At 40.4% G+C, this 18,465-nt stretch carries 13 protein-coding genes; 9 read left to right on the plus strand and 4 right to left on the minus strand.

What is annotated here, in order from left to right; translation table 11 throughout:
• Positions 1-9 precede the first annotated feature (9 nt).
• From ACESQI_RS15075 to ACESQI_RS15085, 3 genes are all read left to right on the plus strand, one after another.
• A complete protein-coding gene (locus ACESQI_RS15075) occupies positions 10-2,469 on the plus strand; it encodes a phosphodiester glycosidase family protein (RefSeq protein ID WP_373126500.1) in 2,460 nt (819 codons plus the stop codon).
• Between the two features lie 120 nt (positions 2,470-2,589).
• Positions 2,590-3,501 carry a TolB family protein gene (locus tag ACESQI_RS15080; RefSeq protein ID WP_373126501.1) on the plus strand — a complete coding sequence of 304 codons (912 nt, stop codon included), beginning with the start codon at positions 2,590-2,592 and terminating at the stop codon, positions 3,499-3,501.
• Between the two features lie 9 nt (positions 3,502-3,510).
• The gene (locus ACESQI_RS15085; RefSeq protein ID WP_256143425.1) at positions 3,511-7,341 is read left to right on the plus strand and encodes a T9SS type A sorting domain-containing protein; all 3,831 of its coding nucleotides are present in this window, start codon (positions 3,511-3,513) and stop codon (positions 7,339-7,341) included.
• Between the two features lie 199 nt (positions 7,342-7,540).
• Here ACESQI_RS15085 and ACESQI_RS15090 read toward each other — a convergent pair whose 3' ends face one another.
• Entirely contained in the window at positions 7,541-8,551 is a 1,011-nt protein-coding gene (locus ACESQI_RS15090; protein ID WP_007483641.1) for an aspartate-semialdehyde dehydrogenase, read from the minus strand.
• A 143-nt stretch (positions 8,552-8,694) separates the two neighbouring features.
• Between ACESQI_RS15090 and ACESQI_RS15095 the strand changes: the two genes are divergently transcribed.
• The 3 genes from ACESQI_RS15095 (at position 8,695) to ACESQI_RS15105 (ending at position 12,298) form a co-directional block, all read left to right on the plus strand.
• Complete coding sequence (locus ACESQI_RS15095; RefSeq protein WP_002558938.1) at positions 8,695-10,830, plus strand: cation:proton antiporter; 2,136 nt, start codon at positions 8,695-8,697, stop codon at positions 10,828-10,830.
• Positions 10,830-11,540 (plus strand): ThiF family adenylyltransferase, encoded by a 711-nt coding sequence (locus ACESQI_RS15100; protein ID WP_122201042.1) that lies wholly within the window; start codon positions 10,830-10,832, stop codon positions 11,538-11,540. Before ACESQI_RS15095 ends, ACESQI_RS15100 begins: the two co-directional genes overlap by 1 nt.
• A gap of 101 nt (positions 11,541-11,641) precedes the next feature.
• Positions 11,642-12,298 (plus strand): ABC transporter ATP-binding protein, encoded by a 657-nt coding sequence (locus ACESQI_RS15105; RefSeq protein WP_002558940.1) that lies wholly within the window; start codon positions 11,642-11,644, stop codon positions 12,296-12,298.
• A 181-nt stretch (positions 12,299-12,479) separates the two neighbouring features.
• Here the strand turns inward: ACESQI_RS15105 and ACESQI_RS15110 are convergent, their stop codons facing one another.
• Positions 12,480-13,385 (minus strand): helix-hairpin-helix domain-containing protein, encoded by a 906-nt coding sequence (locus ACESQI_RS15110; RefSeq protein WP_007483643.1) that lies wholly within the window; start codon positions 13,383-13,385, stop codon positions 12,480-12,482.
• A 1-nt stretch (position 13,386) separates the two neighbouring features.
• Positions 13,387-14,754: a sodium-dependent transporter gene (locus tag ACESQI_RS15115; protein ID WP_002558942.1), complete on the minus strand. Its 1,368-nt coding sequence runs from the start codon at positions 14,752-14,754 to the stop codon at positions 13,387-13,389.
• Between the two features lie 103 nt (positions 14,755-14,857).
• Here ACESQI_RS15115 and ACESQI_RS15120 point away from each other — a divergent pair, with 103 nt between their 5' ends.
• The gene (locus tag ACESQI_RS15120; RefSeq protein ID WP_002558943.1) at positions 14,858-15,265 is read left to right on the plus strand and encodes a VanZ family protein; all 408 of its coding nucleotides are present in this window, start codon (positions 14,858-14,860) and stop codon (positions 15,263-15,265) included.
• Positions 15,266-15,269: 4 nt separating this feature from the next.
• Here ACESQI_RS15120 and murF read toward each other — a convergent pair whose 3' ends face one another.
• On the minus strand, positions 15,270-16,568 hold the full coding sequence (murF, locus tag ACESQI_RS15125) for a UDP-N-acetylmuramoyl-tripeptide--D-alanyl-D-alanine ligase (RefSeq protein WP_002558944.1): 1,299 nt from the start codon (positions 16,566-16,568) through the stop codon (positions 15,270-15,272).
• A 220-nt stretch (positions 16,569-16,788) separates the two neighbouring features.
• On the opposite strand from murF, the gene folP reads away from it, so the two are divergent.
• The gene (gene folP / locus ACESQI_RS15130) at positions 16,789-17,643 is read left to right on the plus strand and encodes a dihydropteroate synthase (protein WP_007483652.1); all 855 of its coding nucleotides are present in this window, start codon (positions 16,789-16,791) and stop codon (positions 17,641-17,643) included.
• Between the two features lie 44 nt (positions 17,644-17,687).
• A complete protein-coding gene (gene cdaA, locus ACESQI_RS15135; RefSeq protein WP_044095016.1) occupies positions 17,688-18,452 on the plus strand; it encodes a diadenylate cyclase CdaA in 765 nt (254 codons plus the stop codon).
• Positions 18,453-18,465: the final 13 nt, after the last annotated feature.

Below are 18,465 nucleotides of genomic sequence, written 5' to 3' on the forward strand. Positions count from 1 at the left end.
TCATTAAGTATGAAGAGAAAGATTCTTTTATATATACTACTACTGGCATTCTGTAATACCTTGGAAGCACAGGAACCGGCATGGGGAACTCCGGATACACTGGAGCATTATAGCTTGGGAGCGGGAGTGCAATATACCAAAATAGCCTATCGGGATAAACCTATACTAATGTGGGTCACAACTATAGATCTGACGAATCCTTATACGAAGATTGAGCAGGTGCAATCGAACAATAAGGTTCCGGATGTACCCAGAGAGACTGTTATGAGTATGTCTAAAGCCCACACTTATCCCGGACATCGGGTTTGTGCCGCATTCAACCATGACTTCTTCGTTTATGAAGCGGGTGTATGTATCGGAGTTAATGTGAGTAATGGTGAGATACCTTATGGAGCAGGCTGGGGACGCTCTATCTTTGCTATTTCGGAAGATGAAACAGCGGCAGTATTTTACCCGTCTCTGAACTCAAATGTTATTTTGAAAGATGGCAGTACTGTGAAAATTGATTATTATAACTCTGCTGCTACATTTATTTCGGGAAACTGTGTGTTATTTAATCACTTGAATAGTAGAACACTGACAGAACAAGGGAAATATATCAAGATCAAACCACTGAGTAGGTGGAAAGTGAATGGGGATGATATAAAGTGTGAAGTCTTGGAGATATCAGATGTTCCATTGCAAACGTCACAAACGGAATGTGTGATTTATGCACGGAACGAAAGTATTCAAAGTTTCGAGGGAAAAGTCACTCCGGGTGATATAATCTTTATTTCACAGAAATTTGTGAAAGGTAAGTTTGGCGAACCACTAAAAAATATTGTAGCTGGTTTTCATGGTTATCCCAGTATTGCTTATGAAGGAAAACTGCATGAAGGTGAATATAATGATTTTGAAAACGGTCGTGAATATGAGGTCTCTGCCCGGGTGATGGGCGGAATGTCAAAAGATGGTAAAACAGTTTATATTGTAACGGTTGAAGGAGGAACTTCTGCCAGTCCGGGTGTAAACTGTATTGATATTGCTAACTGGATGTTGGCCCATGGCTCGTGGAATGTAGTAAACTTCGATAGTGGGGGCTCCGCAACGATAGCTGTTGACCATGAAATGCTGAATTATCCGATGCGTGGTAGCGTTCGTCCGGTAGCCGATGCTTTGCTGGTTGTATCAACTGCACCTGAGGAAGAGGTTGTTGCTTCTTATGCATTTATAACCCCGAGTCTTTATACTACGGCAGTCTCGTTGAATCCACTTACACTCCTCTCTTTTAATGAACATGGTAAAATGTTGGAAAAGGGAGTTCAAGGATTTACTTATCAATGTATACCTGAGGACTTGGGATATGTAGACTCGGAGGGTGTATTCCATGCGAGCCTGAATGCTACAAAAGGTCAGATTATAGCTACTAAGGATGGAAAAAAAGCGGTTTTGAATGTTTTTGTATCTCCTGTCTCGGATGTTCAAGCCTATCCGCAGAATATATTGATAGATGGGATACGTGAATTTCCTATCAGGATTGATGCAAAATCAGGGAAACAAGTTTATCAATTAGATCCGGGAGCATTTACCTGGAGTTCCTCTAATCCTGATTGTTGTCTGGTACAGGATGGAGTGATAAAGGGTATAGCTAATGGCGAGACAGGACTTCACGGAACTTTAGATGAGTTGAGTGTACATGTAAATGTGAAAGTTGAGATAGCTGGTAAGGAAAGAATACATGAGACCTTTGCTGACTTAGCATCGTGGCCAATAAAAACTTCTGGAACCTTTTCCAATTTGAGGTATGAAAATACCGCATTACCAAATGGCTGGGAAGATGGTATCAATATGATATTTGATGTCAAAACCGGACGTTCTGCTTCTATTGAGTTTAATAAGCCTGTAACTTTTTATAGCTTGCCTGACTCGGTTTCTTTCCGGATGTTCGTGAAAGATGATGTGATTAAAGAACTCTATCTTGATTTTGCATCAAATACAAAAACTGGTTTTTTGAAAACAAAGCTTATGCCTGTTGCCGGAAAAGATTCTGTGTATTCAGTATCTTTTATGGAAGATGATCTGCCATTAAATCTTATAGAGTATCCTTTGACACTGACAAGTATGAAATTTTATCTAAAAGCGGGAATGTCTCTTATCGGTACTAAGTTCTCTTTTAAAGATCTAAAGGCATACTATCCGTCTGCTTCAGGAGTTGGCATTTCAGAGGTGGTAGTGAGTAAACATCTTTCATGGTTGGCTACTTCGAAGGATGAAGCTGTTCTGCATTATTCATTATCCAAAGTGGGTACTGCCTCCATTTCTTTGTGGACTGTTGATGGAAAGAATATAATGAATCATATGACTAACCGACAACTTACAGGAGAGTATACGTACAATATTCCTCTTTATTCTTTTAATAATGGTGTTTACCTTTTGTCGGTAGTTGTTGATGGAAAGAAAGAAACACACAAATTTATTGTCAATAAATGATAAAGGCAACACGAGCTTTCGAATACAAAAGCTTTTAATGTTGGAAAAATACTCTTTGAGACCTATTTTGACAGAATACTTATATAAGTAATATTTTATTAATCTTTAAATTCATTCATTATGAAAACTCCCTTTTTGTTGTTACTCGTATTGACGAGTCAATTAGCTTTTTCTCAGGGTATTAAAATGGTCAGTAATGAACAAATACCCATTATGGAATCAGAAGACGGATGTCTTCCGATTATGAGCCCTACCGGTGATTATCTGATTTTGGCCGGTAATGATACTCAAGGTCTTAAAAAATATGACTTAACAACGAAAAAACTGACAACTCTTACTGCTGAAAAAGCAGTTGGCGTCCAGATTTCTTCCGATGGTAGTACAGTGGTATATCGAAGTAAAAACTACGAAGGAAAACTGCGTTATACTTCTTTAAAAAGCATTCAATTGGAGACTGGTGAAAAGGAAGAATTGATAAAGAATACACGTGATTTGGAAGGGGTGAACGTGAAACAAGGCACTGTCTTGGCAGTGAATAAGGGTAAAATGGTTTCAAAAAGAGTCTCCGGTGAGAAATTAGAATCTATACCAGTGGTGCCGAGTATTAAAGATGGACAACTTTATATAACAGAGAAGGGTAAAACTCGTCTATTATCTCCTGCCGGAACGAATGTGAATTATTTGTGGCCTTCTGTATCACCGGATGGAAAGAAGCTGTTGTATTATGTTATGGACCAGGGGCAAGCTTATGTGAGCAATTCTGACGGAACCAATCCTGTATCTTTAGGGATATTGCGCGCCCCGAAATGGATGGGTAATGATTGGGTTGTAGGTATGGTTGATTATGATAATGGAGAAGTTGTGACTTCTTCGGAAATAGTTGGAGTTGCTGCTGATGGTACACAACGTACGGTATTAACTGATGATTCTGTGATAGCTTTATATCCGTCAGCTTCCGCTGATGCTTCTAAAATAGTGTATACTACTAATGACGGAAAAGTGTTTTTAATGAAGATCGAAACCAATAAATAATTGATTACTATGAAACTACATAAATTAATCATGGTATGGGTTGGGATAATACTGACGTTCAGTGTATCTGCTACCGATTTAAAAGATGCCAGAATTTATATTAATCCCGGACATGGAGGATGGACTGCAAATGATCGCCCGATGGCGACTATCAATTATGCACAGATGGATATTCGCGGCTTTTTCGAGACGAATACCAATTTGATTAAAGGGTTGGCACTTAGAGATGAACTAGTGAAGGCTGGGGCCGGATTCATCAAAATGTCCCGTACACAAAATGGTTTTGTCTCGGCAGGTGATAAGAATGCGACTGAAAATGATAAGGTAGAAACGAGTACACAGATCGTAACATTATCTGTCATTTGTGAAGATGTGGAAGCAAATAATATGGATTATTTTATTTCTATCCATAGTAATGCTGCTACTGAGGGGAGCATGACTAACTATCCGTTGGTGTTGTATCGCGGTACCGATGGTGCATCCGGAAACGGGTTGGTAAATGCAAAAGAAATGGCGTATGATGCTTGGAAATACATTGTAAAAAATGAGGTTACCTATCATTCGGCTTATACTGCCGAAACTGCCAACAATAGCCGTGGAGATATCTCTTTTTACGGGAGCTCATCTACGAGTGGCTTGGGATATACCGGCTATTTAGGGGTCTTGAAGCATGGGTGTGACGGATTTTTGAGTGAAGGTTGTTTCCATACTTACCAACCGGAACGCCAGCGTTTACTGAATGAGGATTATTGTCGACAGGAAGGAGTGAGATATTCCCGTGCCATTCGTGCCTGGTTTAATGATAACAGTGAAACAAAAGGGTGTATTATGGGAACCGTCAAAGATATCAGCAAACCTTTAGAGCATCCGTTATATACCTATAAGGTAAATTCGGTGGATGCCTATTATCCGTTGAACGATGTGAAGGTGGTACTCGAAGATGCCAACGGTAATAAGATTGGCGAATATCTGACTGATAAAGAGTATAATGGGATTTTTGTTTTTACTGAACTTACTCCGGGGACCTATAAATTAGTATTTGATATCGAAGGGTATTGGAAAGAGACAGAGGAGATAGAGGTGGTGGCGAATGAAACTTCGTTTATCAATAAACGGCTGACGGATACATCGAAAGAAGAACCTTCGGATGAACCGGTAATAGAAGAGGTGGATTATTATCCGCATCCGGTACAAGATGGTGATATTGCTGCTGCCCGTTCGTATCATTTCACTAAGGAAGGCGAGTTGCAAACGGTAGAGGTATTGAAAGATCTGACCGTCCGTCGTGCAATTCTCCGTGATGGAAAGTATTACGTATTGGCTGTGAATGGAGACAAAATGCCCCGGCTGCTTGTTCTGGACCCTGTAACCGGAGAATTGTTGAAAGAGATGAGTACAGAGGGGATTAAAACGGAAGGATTTAATGGAAAGGCATATCCTTACATACTTTCTGATATCGCATTTACAACAGATGGTGTTCTGCTTGGAACCAATTCTACGGTAATTGGTAAAGAAGGGAACTCTTATCAGACCGGAGACTTTTATATGTATAAATGGCAGGCCACAGAAGATAAAGCACTCGAAGAGGCAACTCCCGAGGTACTTTTGACTCTTCCTACTAATACTTCTGCAAGTCTGCTTGCTGCCGGGAATAATAATTCCAATTTTATGGCTAATAGTATCGCTGTAAATGGTACACTGGATAACTTTAAATTCTATTTCGATTCACATGCCGGTAACGGGTGGAGTACCACATATGGTATACGCTATTTGTGTTGGCAAGTGAAAGATGGTCAGGTAATAGGGACTCAATACAATGATACCGAATATACGGAAAAGGAGTTAGGAGCAGATGTACAAATGACCCTTTCTCCGTTAGGTATTGATCGCCTTATCGTCGACGGAAATTCTATAGCACCACGTGAATTCCGAATTTCATGGGATTCAAATGATGGTGTTGAAGTAGCTAATTTTGCAGGTGATATTCCTGTAGAGTCTACCGGTGCCAATTATTTCCGTTATGCCAATAAAATTTATATGAGTGTTCCGGTATGTGAGAAGAAAGATGAGAAGTATTCTTACAAGTCATACTTGTATGATGTGACTGACGGGCTGGATAAAGCGGTGAATGTTGGAGAGACAGAAGCTGTAATCACTAATGATGCCATTACTTATATGGCAAGTGTGGGAGTGGTTGATAACGCAGATATAGTACAACACTTGTTGGTTGGACTTCAGGCTGTCAGCTATACTACAAAAGGGGTAGAGCAAGACGCTTCTCCGGCTCGTATCTTTGCCTATAATCTTAAATCGGTTCGTACAAACGATGGTTATGATATCAGTTTTGATCTGAATGAGAAAGCTGAAGCGATAGATCTCATCTTGATAGATGTTGCATCGGGTGCTGTAGTGAAGACAATTTCACTGGGTGCGTTTGATAAGGTTAGTAACAAAGTAAGTCTCGCTTTCGCTGATATTCCTGATGTAGAATGTACCTGGGAACTTCGGGCGACGGCAGGTAATGTGACCCGCTTTGTGAAATTATCAGATGACAGTAAGAACTATCATTATTTTGCTCCCAAAGGTGTGAGTATTGATAAATCTCCTGAAAGTCCCTATTTCGGTCGGGTATATGTTACTAATACAGCTGCCGGAGAAGCCTCCGGAAGAACGACTGCTACAGGCGTTTATGTAATGGGCCCCGATGCATTGGATATAACCGGTCAGGGAGATAAAGCCTATGCGGGTGATGTACAATGGACAGGTGTTGTAGGTGAAGGTCCTCGTAAAGTGGCAGTTGCCGCTGACGGACGCGTGTTCTTATGTGATGCAAGTTCTTCTAATGCAGGTGTGTACTTAATGAATCCGGAAACGTTTACTATATCGCCTGTATTCAAAGGGGCTACCAATGAGGCAGGAAGTTTAAGTATCGGTGGTGTATATGTAGGTGGACAAATGACTGCTATAGGTGTACGTGGAACTGGTGAGGCTACCCAATTGTATACTGTGGATAAGACAACTTCAGGTGCTAGTTGGAAGAAATTTATCAATGTGTATAATATTGGAGAGGCGGATGTCTGGACAACTGCTCCTAGCTACTCAAAGGCTGCAAGTAGTTATATCGGGAATGATAATAGTAGTATTGTTCCTGTATCAACCGGTTATTGGGCAGGTCAGTATCGTGGTGCTGGTGGCAATAGTACAGCTAATCCATGTATGTTCTACTTTAGCGATGAACTGAATGATGCTGTATTTAATACTGCTGAACCGAATATTGTAGAAACTTCCTCACAGAATGGGGCGTTGGCCGTTAATGAAAAAGAAGGGATCGTTGCTTTGAGTAACAATGGCGGAGTTTCCATATTCCAATATAAGATGAATAAGGACGGTATTCCTGCTGTATCTGAAAAATTCCGGAATATGCTTGGCAGTGTGGCTGATGCTACTTATGATGATTTTGAATTTGATTACGCAGGCAATTTGTATGCTGTTTCAACATCTGGTAAGATTGTAAGTGTATGGGCAATGCCTACCGATAATAATAGTTGTGTTACACCTGCAAAGAAAACAATGACATTGAAGAAGAAAGATGATGTTGGTGTACAGGAGACAGAAGTCGGAATAACAAGAATCTATCCTAATCCGGTTGATGATGTGGCTACTATTGAGTCTTCAGAAGTAATTGATATGATCACCGTATACAATGCGTCCGGAACAATGGTTGATAAGCAAATGAACGTAAATGCAAATACAACGGCTATTGATTTCTCGCGTTTTGCCAAAGGTCTTTATTTTGTAAAGTTAAATAATCAAAAGGCTATTAAGGTCATTAAGAAATAAGTGTTTCAATAATAAGTGAGATTCACCACAGGGGAGATAGGTCTTTTTCCGCATTCTTCTGTGGTGAATTCTTTTTATATTAAGTAGGGATAGCAACAATAACTCGATGTTCATATCCATTTTGTGTTGTTTATATATTAAAAAAGAAGCCGTCTGAAAAATTACTTCTCAGACGGCTTTTCTTTATGCTTTTATTTAATTATCCAATATTTTTTTCTTTGATCAGATATTCTGCAATTTGTACAGCATTCAGTGCCGCACCTTTTTTTATCTGATCCCCTACAATCCAGAATGTCAATCCGCAATCATTGGTTAAATCCTTACGGATACGGCCTACATACACAGGGTCTTTACCAGCAAGGAATAACGGCATTGGGTATTCCTTTTCTGCTGGATTATCCTGAAGGACAAGCCCTTCACCTTTAGCAAAAGCCTCGCGTGCTTCTTCTACAGATACAGGACGTTCTGTTTCTATCCAGATACTTTCAGAGTGAGCTCTCAATGCCGGAACACGTACACAAGTTGCACTAACCTTTATGTCCGAGTGCATGATTTTACGTGTTTCATTATACATTTTCATCTCTTCCTTTGTATATCCATTCTCAGTAAATACGTCAACCTGAGGAATTAGATTAAACGCCAGTTGATAAGCAAACTTTTCTACGGTGACAGGCTCATTTGCAAGGATCTGACGGTATTGTTCGTAAAGTTCGTCCATAGCTGCTGCACCCGCTCCACTGGCTGCCTGATAAGTAGACACATGTACAGTTTTTATATGTGAAAGCTGTTCGATGGCTTTCAGTGCAACTACCATCTGGATCGTTGTACAGTTAGGGTTAGCTATAATGCCCCGTGGACGGTCTTTGGCATCAACTCCGTTTACTTCAGGAACTACCAAAGGCACATCATTGTCCATACGGAAAGCACTGGAATTGTCAATCATTACAGCACCATATTTAGTAATAGTTTCTGCAAATTCTTTGGACGTACCTGCGCCAGCCGATGTGAAAGCGATATCTACCCCTTTAAAGTCATCGTTGTGTTGCAAGAGTTTGACCTCGATCTGTTTACCGCGGAAGGTGTATTTGCTGCCGGCACTACGTTTAGAACCGAACAAAACCAACTCGTCCAACGGGAAATTTCTCTCATCAAGCACGCGCAGGAACTCTTGTCCTACGGCTCCGCTTACGCCAACAATAGCTACTTTCATCTTTTTCTTTTGTTTTAATTGAATATTGTATTTCGCTTACTATTCTTCCGAATAGCAAATAATTGACTGCAAAATTATAACATTCTGGCATATAATTGATAACTTTTTTGTTATTTTGCAGAGAAAACGTAAAACTTAGATATATGCAGTGGCCCGATTTTAATTTAAACCTACCTATAACAGATCCTACATGGATATTTCTCCTTGTACTTCTTATCATATTGTTTGCTCCTATGGTGTTGGGCCGGCTTCGTATTCCACATATAATCGGAATGATTCTGGCTGGTGTGGTGATTGGTGAACATGGATTCAATATTCTGGCACGCGATAGTAGTTTTGAACTTTTTGGAAAAGTAGGTCTCTATTATATAATGTTTCTGGCCGGACTGGAAATGAACATGGGGGATTTTAAACAGAATCGTGGTAAAGCTGTGGTATTAGGTCTGTTGGCATTTGTCATTCCTATGGCGTTGGGGTTTATCACTAACATGACGGTATTGAAATATGGGTTCATTACCTCTGTATTACTCGCCAGTATGTATGCTTCCCATACGCTTGTGGCCTATCCTATTGTGATTCGTTACGGAGTATCGCGTCATCGGAGCGTAAGTATTGCTGTTGGAGGAACAGCGGTTACCGATACATTGACTTTGTTGGTGCTGGCGGTTATTGGTGGATTGTTTAAAGGTGAGTCTTCAGAGATGTTCTGGTTATGGCTGGTAGTTAAAGTTATTTTCTTGGGTTTTCTTATTATCTTCTTTTTCCCTCGTATCGGGCGTTGGTTTTTTCGAAAGTACGATGACAATGTGATGCAGTTTATCTTTGTTCTTGCGATGGTTTTCCTGGGAGCCGGATTGATGGAGTTTGTAGGAATGGAAGGTATTTTGGGAGCGTTTCTTGCCGGATTGGTGTTAAACCGTCTCATTCCCCATGTCTCTCCGTTAATGAATCATCTGGAGTTTGTGGGCAATGCTTTGTTTATTCCATACTTCCTGATTGGAGTGGGAATGTTGATTGATATTAAAATTCTCTTTGGGCATGGTGACGCTTTAAAAGTAGCAGTAGTAATGACTACTGTTGCATTGGCGAGTAAATGGATTGCTTCGTGGCTTACTCAGAAAATCTATAAGATGAAAGCTATCGAAAGGGAGTTGATGTTTGGTCTTAGTAATGCACAGGCGGCAGCTACGTTGGCAGCTGTGCTTGTGGGCTATAATATTATTTTGCCTGACGGTGAGCGATTATTGAATGAGGATGTGTTGAATGGTACTATTGTATTAATTCTGTTCACTTGCATCATCAGCTCGTTTGCTACTGAACGGGCTGCCCGCAAGCTCGCTATGCATGAAGCACAACTGGATACGGAAAATAGTAAAAAGGAGACACCTGAGAAGATTTTGATTCCGGTGGCAAACCCGGATACTATTGATGATTTGATAAACTTGTCTTTGCTGATCCGGGATTCTAAACAAAAAAATAATTTGCTGGCGTTGAATGTCATTAATGATAACAGTAGTTCGGAACGTTTGGAGTTGTGTGGTAAAAGAAACCTGGAACGTGCTGCTATGATAGCTGCATCAGCGGATGTGCCTTTGTCACAGGTGAGCCGGTATGATCTTAATATTGCCTCCGGTATTATCCATACAGCAAAAGAATATGAAGTGACGGATGTGGTAATCGGATTGCATCGTAAGGTCAATATTGTAGACTCTTTCTTTGGTAATCTGGCAGATAGTTTGTTGAAAGGGTTACATAGGGAAGTAATGATAGCCAAGTTCCTAATGCCGGTTAATACGCTTCGGCGTATTATTATTGCTGTCCCTCCGAAGGCGGAGTATGAAGCCGGATTTCAGAAATGGGTGGAGCATTTTTGTCGTATGGCAAACATTTTGGGATGTCGTGCGCACTTCTTTGCGAATGAGCAGACGTTGGGATACTTACAGCAATTGGTGAAAAAGAAATATGGATTGACCATGACAGATTTCTCCCGTCTGGATGATTGGGGAGACTTGCTATTGCTTACCGGTCAAGTGAATTATGATCATTTACTGGTTATAGTCAGTGCTCGCCGGGGATCTATCTCTTATGATCCGGCTTTTGAAAAGTTACCGGCCCAACTCGGGAAGTATTTCTCAAATAATAGCCTTATTATTTTATATCCGGATCAGTTGGGAGAACCACAGGAAGCTATTTCTTTCTCAAATCCACGTGGTAGTAATGAGTCGCAGCATTATGAAAAGGTAGGTAAGTGGTTTTATAAATGGTTTAAGAAAAATTGATGGAAAACTGGAAGCAAAGAACAGCACTCTTGTTAGGTGAAGAGAAGATGGAGCGGTTGCGTAATGCCCATGTACTTGTAGTCGGTTTGGGTGGAGTAGGTGCTTATGCAGCAGAGATGATTTGCCGTGCCGGAGTGGGGCGAATGACGATTGTAGATGCTGATACGGTTCAGCCTACCAATCTAAACCGTCAGTTACCGGCTTTGCATTCTACCCTGGGAATGCCTAAAGCCAATATATTGGAAGCAAGGTTCAAAGATATTAATCCGGAACTGGAGTTAAAAGTGTTACCCGTTTTTCTGAAAGACGAAAATATCCCGGAACTGCTGGATGCTGCCCGATATGATTTCATTGTTGATGCCATAGATACGTTGAGTCCTAAATGCTATCTCATTTATCATGCTTTGCAACGCCGCATTAAGATTGTATCCAGTATGGGAGCCGGTGCAAAAAGTGATATAACTCAAGTTCGTTTTGCCGACCTTTGGGATACCTATCATTGCGGATTGAGTAAAGCTGTCCGAAAACGCTTACAAAAAATGGGAGTTAAACGAAAAGTGCCGGTAGTATTTAGTACAGAACAAGCTGATTCTAACGCTGTACTGCTCACTGATGATGAAATGAATAAGAAGTCAACTTGCGGTACGGTGAGTTATATGCCTGCCGTCTTTGGTTGCTATCTGGCAGAGTATGTGATAAAACGATTATGAATAATTATTCAATGTGCTGATATGCCAATGTGCCAATTGGCTGCACTATAGTAACATACCAATTGGCACATTGGCATATTGCCACATTAGCACATTATTATATGATAAAATTAGAAGGAATTACTAAAAGTTTCGGTTCTTTACAGGTTCTCAAAGGTATTGATCTGGAGATAAATAAAGGAGAAGTTGTAAGTATTGTCGGACCAAGTGGTGCCGGTAAAACTACTCTGTTGCAGATTATGGGTACGCTTGATGAACCAGATGCCGGACATGTCTATATTGATGGTACAAATGTCAGCAGGATGAAAGAAAAAGAGCTCTCTGCTTTTCGTAATAAGCATATCGGCTTTGTTTTTCAGTTTCATCAGTTACTTCCTGAATTTACAGCATTGGAAAATATCATGATTCCCGCATTGATAGCCGGGGTATCTTCCAGGGAAGCCACAGCGCATGCATTAGAGATACTGAACTTTATGGGATTGGCAGAGCGTGCTTCTCATAAACCTAATGAACTCTCCGGTGGAGAAAAACAACGGGTTGCTGTAGCCCGTGCTCTTATCAATAATCCGGCAGTAATATTAGCTGACGAGCCTTCTGGTAGCCTGGATACGCATAATAAGGAAGAATTACATCAATTGTTTTTTGAACTTCGTGACCGTTTAGGACAGACATTTGTGATCGTAACCCATGATGAGGGGCTAGCTCAGATTACAGATCGTACTGTCCATATGATAGATGGTATAATTAATAAGTGTTAATACGAAGGGGGAAATTCTAAAAAATGATACCATATGGCTGATTGGTTATTAATATTAATCAATTAGCTGTATCTTTATATCGCTTCTCTACAGAAGTCTGTGAAGATAGTAGGTAGAGTGTTTGTTTTGTTTGTGTGTGATGCATTCTTATCTAGTGTGATAAGGATGCATCTTTTTTATTTCAATGAAAACTAACATAAGGTGATATCCGTTCAAAATCTTTTTCAGAAAATTCATCATAGAGTTTTAATTGGCTCAGACTCTCTATTTCTCCTTTTTTCTTACGGTACTCAACAATAATCTTTGCCTGGTAGAAATTGATGTAAGGATGTGCTCTAAGTCTTTCAATTCCTGCTTTATTCAGGTTTATCCGTTGGGTCTCATTCTTGTTAACAAACAACCATTCATGTAGTTTATCCGTATCCAAATGAATATCTTGCAGTTGCTCTACTTGGTAGAATCCTCCCAGTTTTTTCCGATATCCTACAATCATACGGGCAATAGCGCTTCCTATACCCGGGATTTTTTTTAATTCAGTGGTGTCAGCCTGGTTTAAGCTGATTGTTGTTCCACTCGGATATTTGTAATATTGTAGAGTATCCCGCGGTTCCTGATGACTAAACAGGCGAATTGTGTCCTGTTCTTTCGGTATATCTGCTATGGATATATAAGGTTCGAGAGTTGTGTATTGCTTTTCTGTCAATCCATATACTTTTTGGAAGTCACTCTGTTTGCGAAAGCGTCCTCCTTTGGCACGGTATTTCAAAATATTCTTTGCTATCCATGGCGGAAGTCCCAGGTTAAGAAAAGTAATAGAGTCTGCCGTATTAGGATCGAAAGAAGCGAGTATTACTTCTCGTTTTTCATACTGGTATTTTTTAGAACTTACTTCTTTTTGTTGTTCTTTTTCTTTTAGTGATGCCATGAAAATGGCATACTCTTCTTCGAATTTTTGGTTATCTTCAATTTTTGCTACTTCTCTTGGCGGTATAAACCATGAAGCTGTACCGACCAAAATAATCAAAGCGGCAAGAATTATGATACCTTGCCGTTCTGTACGCGAAAAGTAGAAAAAGTCTTTCCACATATTACTTGAGTAATCCTAACTCATTGATAAAGATACAGGAGATTGCAATAGGTGCAATATATTTCAGGATAAAGATAATGAGTTTATAAACCGGGACTTTCAGTGTACCATCGTTTGTAATCTCGCTCCAGACGATTTTCTTGTCCAGATACCACCCGGTGAATATTGAGATACACAACCCACCCAGTGGTAACATGATTTTTGCGGTGACAAAATCAAATAGGTCGAACATTCCTAATCCGAAAATAGTAATACCTTTTGTTACTCCAAGTGACAGAGAACAGAGTATACCGAGGAAGATGCACCCTCCTGTAACAAATAATGCTGCCCGGTGGCGAGTAAACTTAAACTCTTCGTGCAAGTAAGCTGTAACAACTTCATGCAAAGAGATAGTAGAAGTAAGAGCTGCCACTGCCAGCAGTACATAAAACATCACAGAGAATATATACGCCAATAACGGCACTCCACTGAATGCTTGCTGGAATACATTAGGCAGGGTGATAAAGATGAGGCTTGGACCTGCATCCGGCTGAATACCCACAGAGAAAGCAGCCGGGAAGATGATGAATCCTGCAAGTACGGCTACAATTGTATCAATAATCCCTACACTGAAAGCTGTCTTAGTTAAATTGGTCTTTTTGCTAAAATAGGAAGCATAGGTACAAAGACACCCCATCCCTAAACTAAGTGAGAAAAAAGCTTGTCCCATTGCACTTAAGAATACATTTCCGTCTACCTTGCTGAAATCTGGTTTGAGTAGAAACTCGATACCTCTGCTTGCTCCTGGCAAAGACACAGAACATACTACTAATATAAGGATGATAATAAACAGCATAGGCATCATTATCTTGGAAGATTTCTCTATTCCCTTCTCTACGCCTTTCACAATAATAAAATGAGTACCGAGTAGAAATAGGATCAGCCAAATCGCCGGTCGCCATGGGTTGCTTGAGAAAGTCTGGAATGAAGAAATAAACTCATCCGGAGTTTTACCTGAAAAACCGTTGGTTAATGCTTCGAAAATATATTCGAGCGTCCATCCGGCCACTACCGAATAATAACTGAGAATAAGAAAGCCGGCAAGTACTCCCATACGTCCTACCCAACGCCAATGCGTACCGGGAGCTAACTTTTGATAAGCTCTGGCGGTGTTTGCGCGAGAATGGCGTCCAATAAGAAATTCGGATACCATGATCGGAAGTCCCAGAAGAAAAATACAACCCAGATAAATAATGATAAAAGCGGCACCGCCATGATTACCGGTTTCGTATGGAAATCTCCATATATTACCCAGTCCTACAGCTGATCCTGCAGAGGCAAGTATCACCCCCAACTTAGTGCCAAAGTTCGCTCTGTCATTTTTAGTCATAAAAGCTTTATTTATCTTACAATTCGATATATTTATCTTACTTAAACATGCAAATATAAGAAATGTTCCTTATATTTGCCCAACATCTGTAATTTATTTAGATATGCTTTATTATATTAAGAAATACCCGGTTTCTCTGTTAATTATTCTGGTAGTTATCTACCTGTCGTTTTTTAGACCACCTTCAACAGAGTTAAGCAAAATACCCAATATAGATAAAATTGTTCATTTTTGTATGTATTTCGGTATGTCCGGCATGTTGTGGCTGGAGTTTTTGCGTACTCACAGAAAAGGAGATTCTCCTATGTGGCATGCATGGGTCGGTGCCTTTGTTTGCCCGGTATTGTTTAGCGGGTGTGTAGAGTTGTTACAGGAGTATTGTACAACGTATCGTGGAGGAGATTGGTTAGACTTTACAGCCAATTCTTTGGGGGCAATCTTTGCCAGTCTTATCGGTTACTATTGGATACGCCCCCGGATGCTGAAACAAACAATAAAAGGGAAACAGTAGCAGATTATAGATAATCTGCTACTGAACTAAGTTTTATTCCGTTAGAGCCCTTTATTAAGATGGTATAATCTTTAGGCTTATCGGTCTGTAATGCCTGTATAAGTTCCTGGGCATTGGAGTATGTCTGGTATGAATGTTCGGCTGCAGCAAACAGGTTTCCAACAAATATGACTTTCTCAAACTCGCATGCTTTAATGAAGTCTACTATCTTTTGGTGCTCAGCTGCACTTTCAGCTCCCAGTTCGCGCATATCTCCTAATATTAGCATCTTATGCGCAACTGTCATTTTATTAAAGTTCTCCAGTGCTGCCATCATACTTGTAGGATTGGCATTATAAGCATCGATAATCAGTGTGTTCTCGGCTGTTTTTTTCAGCTGCGAACGATTGTTTTGCGGAGCATATTCAGTGAGTGCTTTATTTATTTTTTGCGGTTCAACTTTAAAGAAGCGTCCGATAGTAATAGCAGCCAAAGCATTAGGGAAATTATATTCTCCTATTAACTGGGTTTCTACTTCGTAATTTTCACCGTTCTTTCCTGCTTTCCATTCAAAGGTAAGGTAAGGCGAGTTCCCAGTCACATGCCCATTGACATAGAGTGATTCATCATTTCCGTAAGGTATTTGATTCAGTCCGGAAGCAATATTCATAAGATATGGATTGTCGTGGTGAATGAAGATAATTGCACCTTCTTTCTTACGCAGAAAATCATACAGTTCTCCTTTGGTTTTTATAACTCCTTCAAATGAGCCGAAACCCTCGAGGTGTGCTTTACCCACGTTAGTAATAATGCCGTAATCCGGCTCGGCTATCTCTGCTAAGAATTTAATTTCTCCCGGATGATTGGCTCCCATTTCGATGACTGCAAGGTCATGTTCTGCTTTCAGGCGAAGAAGGGTAACAGGTACTCCAATGTGGTTGTTTAAATTACCTTGCGTATAAAGAATATTATAGGATTGTGACAGTACGGCTGAGATCAATTCTTTGGTGGTTGTTTTCCCGTTAGTTCCGGTAATACCAATGATCCGGGTACCTAATTGCCTACGATGGTAGTTGGCCAGTTGTTGTAAAGTTTCGATGCAACTGTCTACAAGGATGTAGCGTTTGTCACCTTTCACTGCATGAGCTGCTTCGTCAACAATTGCGTATGCGCACCCGTCGTTAATAGCTTGTGTGGCGAAAGCATTCCCATTGAATGAATCACCTTTGAGGGCAATGAACATAGAGCCTTTAGGGCAATTGCGGCTATCGGTAGTTACTGTATTACATTCCAGAAATATCTGGTAGAGAGCAGAGAGTTCCATATTCTTTCTATAGTTATAAAGACAGCAGCAAAGATAGAGTATAATCTTGAATCGTGTGAAAAGAATAGCCGGAAATCTCTTCCTTTTCTTTTTATTTGATAAGATTCTTTCTTAATGAGCACTAAGAGAATGTCGTATCCGGTACAATTTCTTGTGATAATAGGCGGTTACTTGCTTTTTTTCTCTACATTTGCAATAATCTAACCGAAAAACGAGATTAATGAACTCATTAGCGCATAGATATTTAAATGTCAACGGGCAGTTGCTCGATCTCTCTGTCCCACAAGTGATGGGTATTCTGAATGTTACTCCTGATTCTTTTTATGCCGGAAGCCGGATGCAAACTGAGGCAGATATTGTCGGACGTGCACAACAAATATTGGCCGAAGGTGCTTCCATAATTGATATTGGTGCTTACTCTTCCCGCCCTAATGCGGAAAACATCTCTGCCGAAGAAGAGATGCGTCGTTTACGGGTAGGATTGGAAATTGTGGTTCGTAATCATCCGGACGCTGTTATTTCTGTAGATACGTTCCGGGCTGATGTGGCGGAACAATGTGTAAAGGAATATGGTGTTGCTATCATCAATGACATTGCAGCCGGAGAGATGGATCCGAAAATGTTTGAAACTGTTGCCCGGTTGGGAGTGCCTTATATCATGATGCATATGCAAGGTACACCTCAGAATATGCAATCTGAGCCACATTATGACGATTTGCTTAAGGAGGTATTTATGTATTTCGCCATGAAAGTGCAGCAGTTACGTGATTTGGGTGTGAAAGACATTATTCTTGATCCGGGCTTTGGCTTTGGTAAGACGTTAGAGCATAATTATGAACTGATGGCACACCTTGAAGAATTCAGTATTTTCGAACTGCCTTTATTGGTGGGTGTTTCAAGAAAATCAATGATTTATCGTTTGCTTGGAGGTACGCCGCAAGACGCTCTGAACGGAACTACTGTATTGGATACGGTTGCTTTAATGAAGGGAGCCAATATCCTGCGGGTACATGATGTGCGTGAAGCAGTGGAAGCAGTAAGGATGGTGGAGAAAATTGTAAGTTATAAATTGTAAATGTTTATATGGGTGAATATCAAATAATAGCCATGGCTGCCGGTATGTTTTTTGAGTTTGGTATCAAAGATTTTATTGACATCCTGTTGGTGGCTTTCCTTTTGTACTATGTCTACAAATTGATGAAAGCTTCGGGTTCTATCAAAGTGTTCACAGGTATTCTTGTGCTGATTCTGATGTGGCTGGTAGTAACTCAGGTGCTTGAGATGAAACTTCTGGGTTCTATTTTTAATACTTTGATGAATGTCGGTGTGCTGGCTCTGATTGTACTTTTTCAGGATGAGATACGCCGTTTTCTGCTTACGCTTGGTTCGCATCAGCATGTCAATGCCCTGGCGCGTTTTTTTACCGGGAATAAAAAAGAGTCATTAGAACATGAAGATATCATGCCGGTGGTAATGGCATGTATCAGTATGGGTAAACAAAAGGTAGGCGCCCTGATTGTGATTGAACACAATGTTCCTTTGGATGGGGTAGTACGTACCGGAGAAATTATTAATGCGGATGTAAATCAGCGTTTGATAGAAAATATTTTTTTCAAAAACAGTCCTTTGCATGATGGTGCGATGGTAATAAGTAAAAAGCGTATTAAAGCTGCCGGATGCATTCTGCCGGTATCTCACAATCTGGATATACCCAAAGAATTGGGGCTTCGTCATCGTGCTGCAATGGGGATATCACAGGAATCGGATGCGCATGCTATTATTGTATCTGAGGAGACCGGATCGATTTCTGTTGCTTATCAGGGGCAGTTTTATCTTCGTTTGAGTGCCGAAGAGCTGGAAAGTTTATTAACGAAGAAATCCTAAAAATAATAGATAT

The sequence above is a fragment of the Bacteroides sp. HPS0048 genome (assembly GCF_964240755.1).
Lineage (GTDB): Bacteria > Bacteroidota > Bacteroidia > Bacteroidales > Bacteroidaceae > Bacteroides > Bacteroides nordii.

Excerpts from the sequence above, each read along its gene's own strand:
- ACESQI_RS15075 (WP_373126500.1), top strand. The coding sequence starts at position 10 with ATGAAGAGAAAGATTCTTTTATATATACTACTACTGGCATTCTGTAAT.
- ACESQI_RS15080 (WP_373126501.1), top strand. The coding sequence starts at position 2,590 with ATGAAAACTCCCTTTTTGTTGTTACTCGTATTGACGAGTCAATTAGCT.
- ACESQI_RS15085 (WP_256143425.1), top strand. The coding sequence starts at position 3,511 with ATGAAACTACATAAATTAATCATGGTATGGGTTGGGATAATACTGACG.
- ACESQI_RS15090 (WP_007483641.1), bottom strand. The coding sequence starts at position 8,551 with ATGAAAGTAGCTATTGTTGGCGTAAGCGGAGCCGTAGGACAAGAGTTC.
- ACESQI_RS15095 (WP_002558938.1), top strand. The coding sequence starts at position 8,695 with ATGCAGTGGCCCGATTTTAATTTAAACCTACCTATAACAGATCCTACA.
- ACESQI_RS15100 (WP_122201042.1), top strand. The coding sequence starts at position 10,830 with ATGGAAAACTGGAAGCAAAGAACAGCACTCTTGTTAGGTGAAGAGAAG.
- ACESQI_RS15105 (WP_002558940.1), top strand. The coding sequence starts at position 11,642 with ATGATAAAATTAGAAGGAATTACTAAAAGTTTCGGTTCTTTACAGGTT.
- ACESQI_RS15110 (WP_007483643.1), bottom strand. The coding sequence starts at position 13,385 with ATGTGGAAAGACTTTTTCTACTTTTCGCGTACAGAACGGCAAGGTATC.
- ACESQI_RS15115 (WP_002558942.1), bottom strand. The coding sequence starts at position 14,754 with ATGACTAAAAATGACAGAGCGAACTTTGGCACTAAGTTGGGGGTGATA.
- ACESQI_RS15120 (WP_002558943.1), top strand. The coding sequence starts at position 14,858 with ATGCTTTATTATATTAAGAAATACCCGGTTTCTCTGTTAATTATTCTG.
- murF (WP_002558944.1), bottom strand. The coding sequence starts at position 16,568 with ATGGAACTCTCTGCTCTCTACCAGATATTTCTGGAATGTAATACAGTA.
- folP (WP_007483652.1), top strand. The coding sequence starts at position 16,789 with ATGAACTCATTAGCGCATAGATATTTAAATGTCAACGGGCAGTTGCTC.
- cdaA (WP_044095016.1), top strand. The coding sequence starts at position 17,688 with ATGTTTTTTGAGTTTGGTATCAAAGATTTTATTGACATCCTGTTGGTG.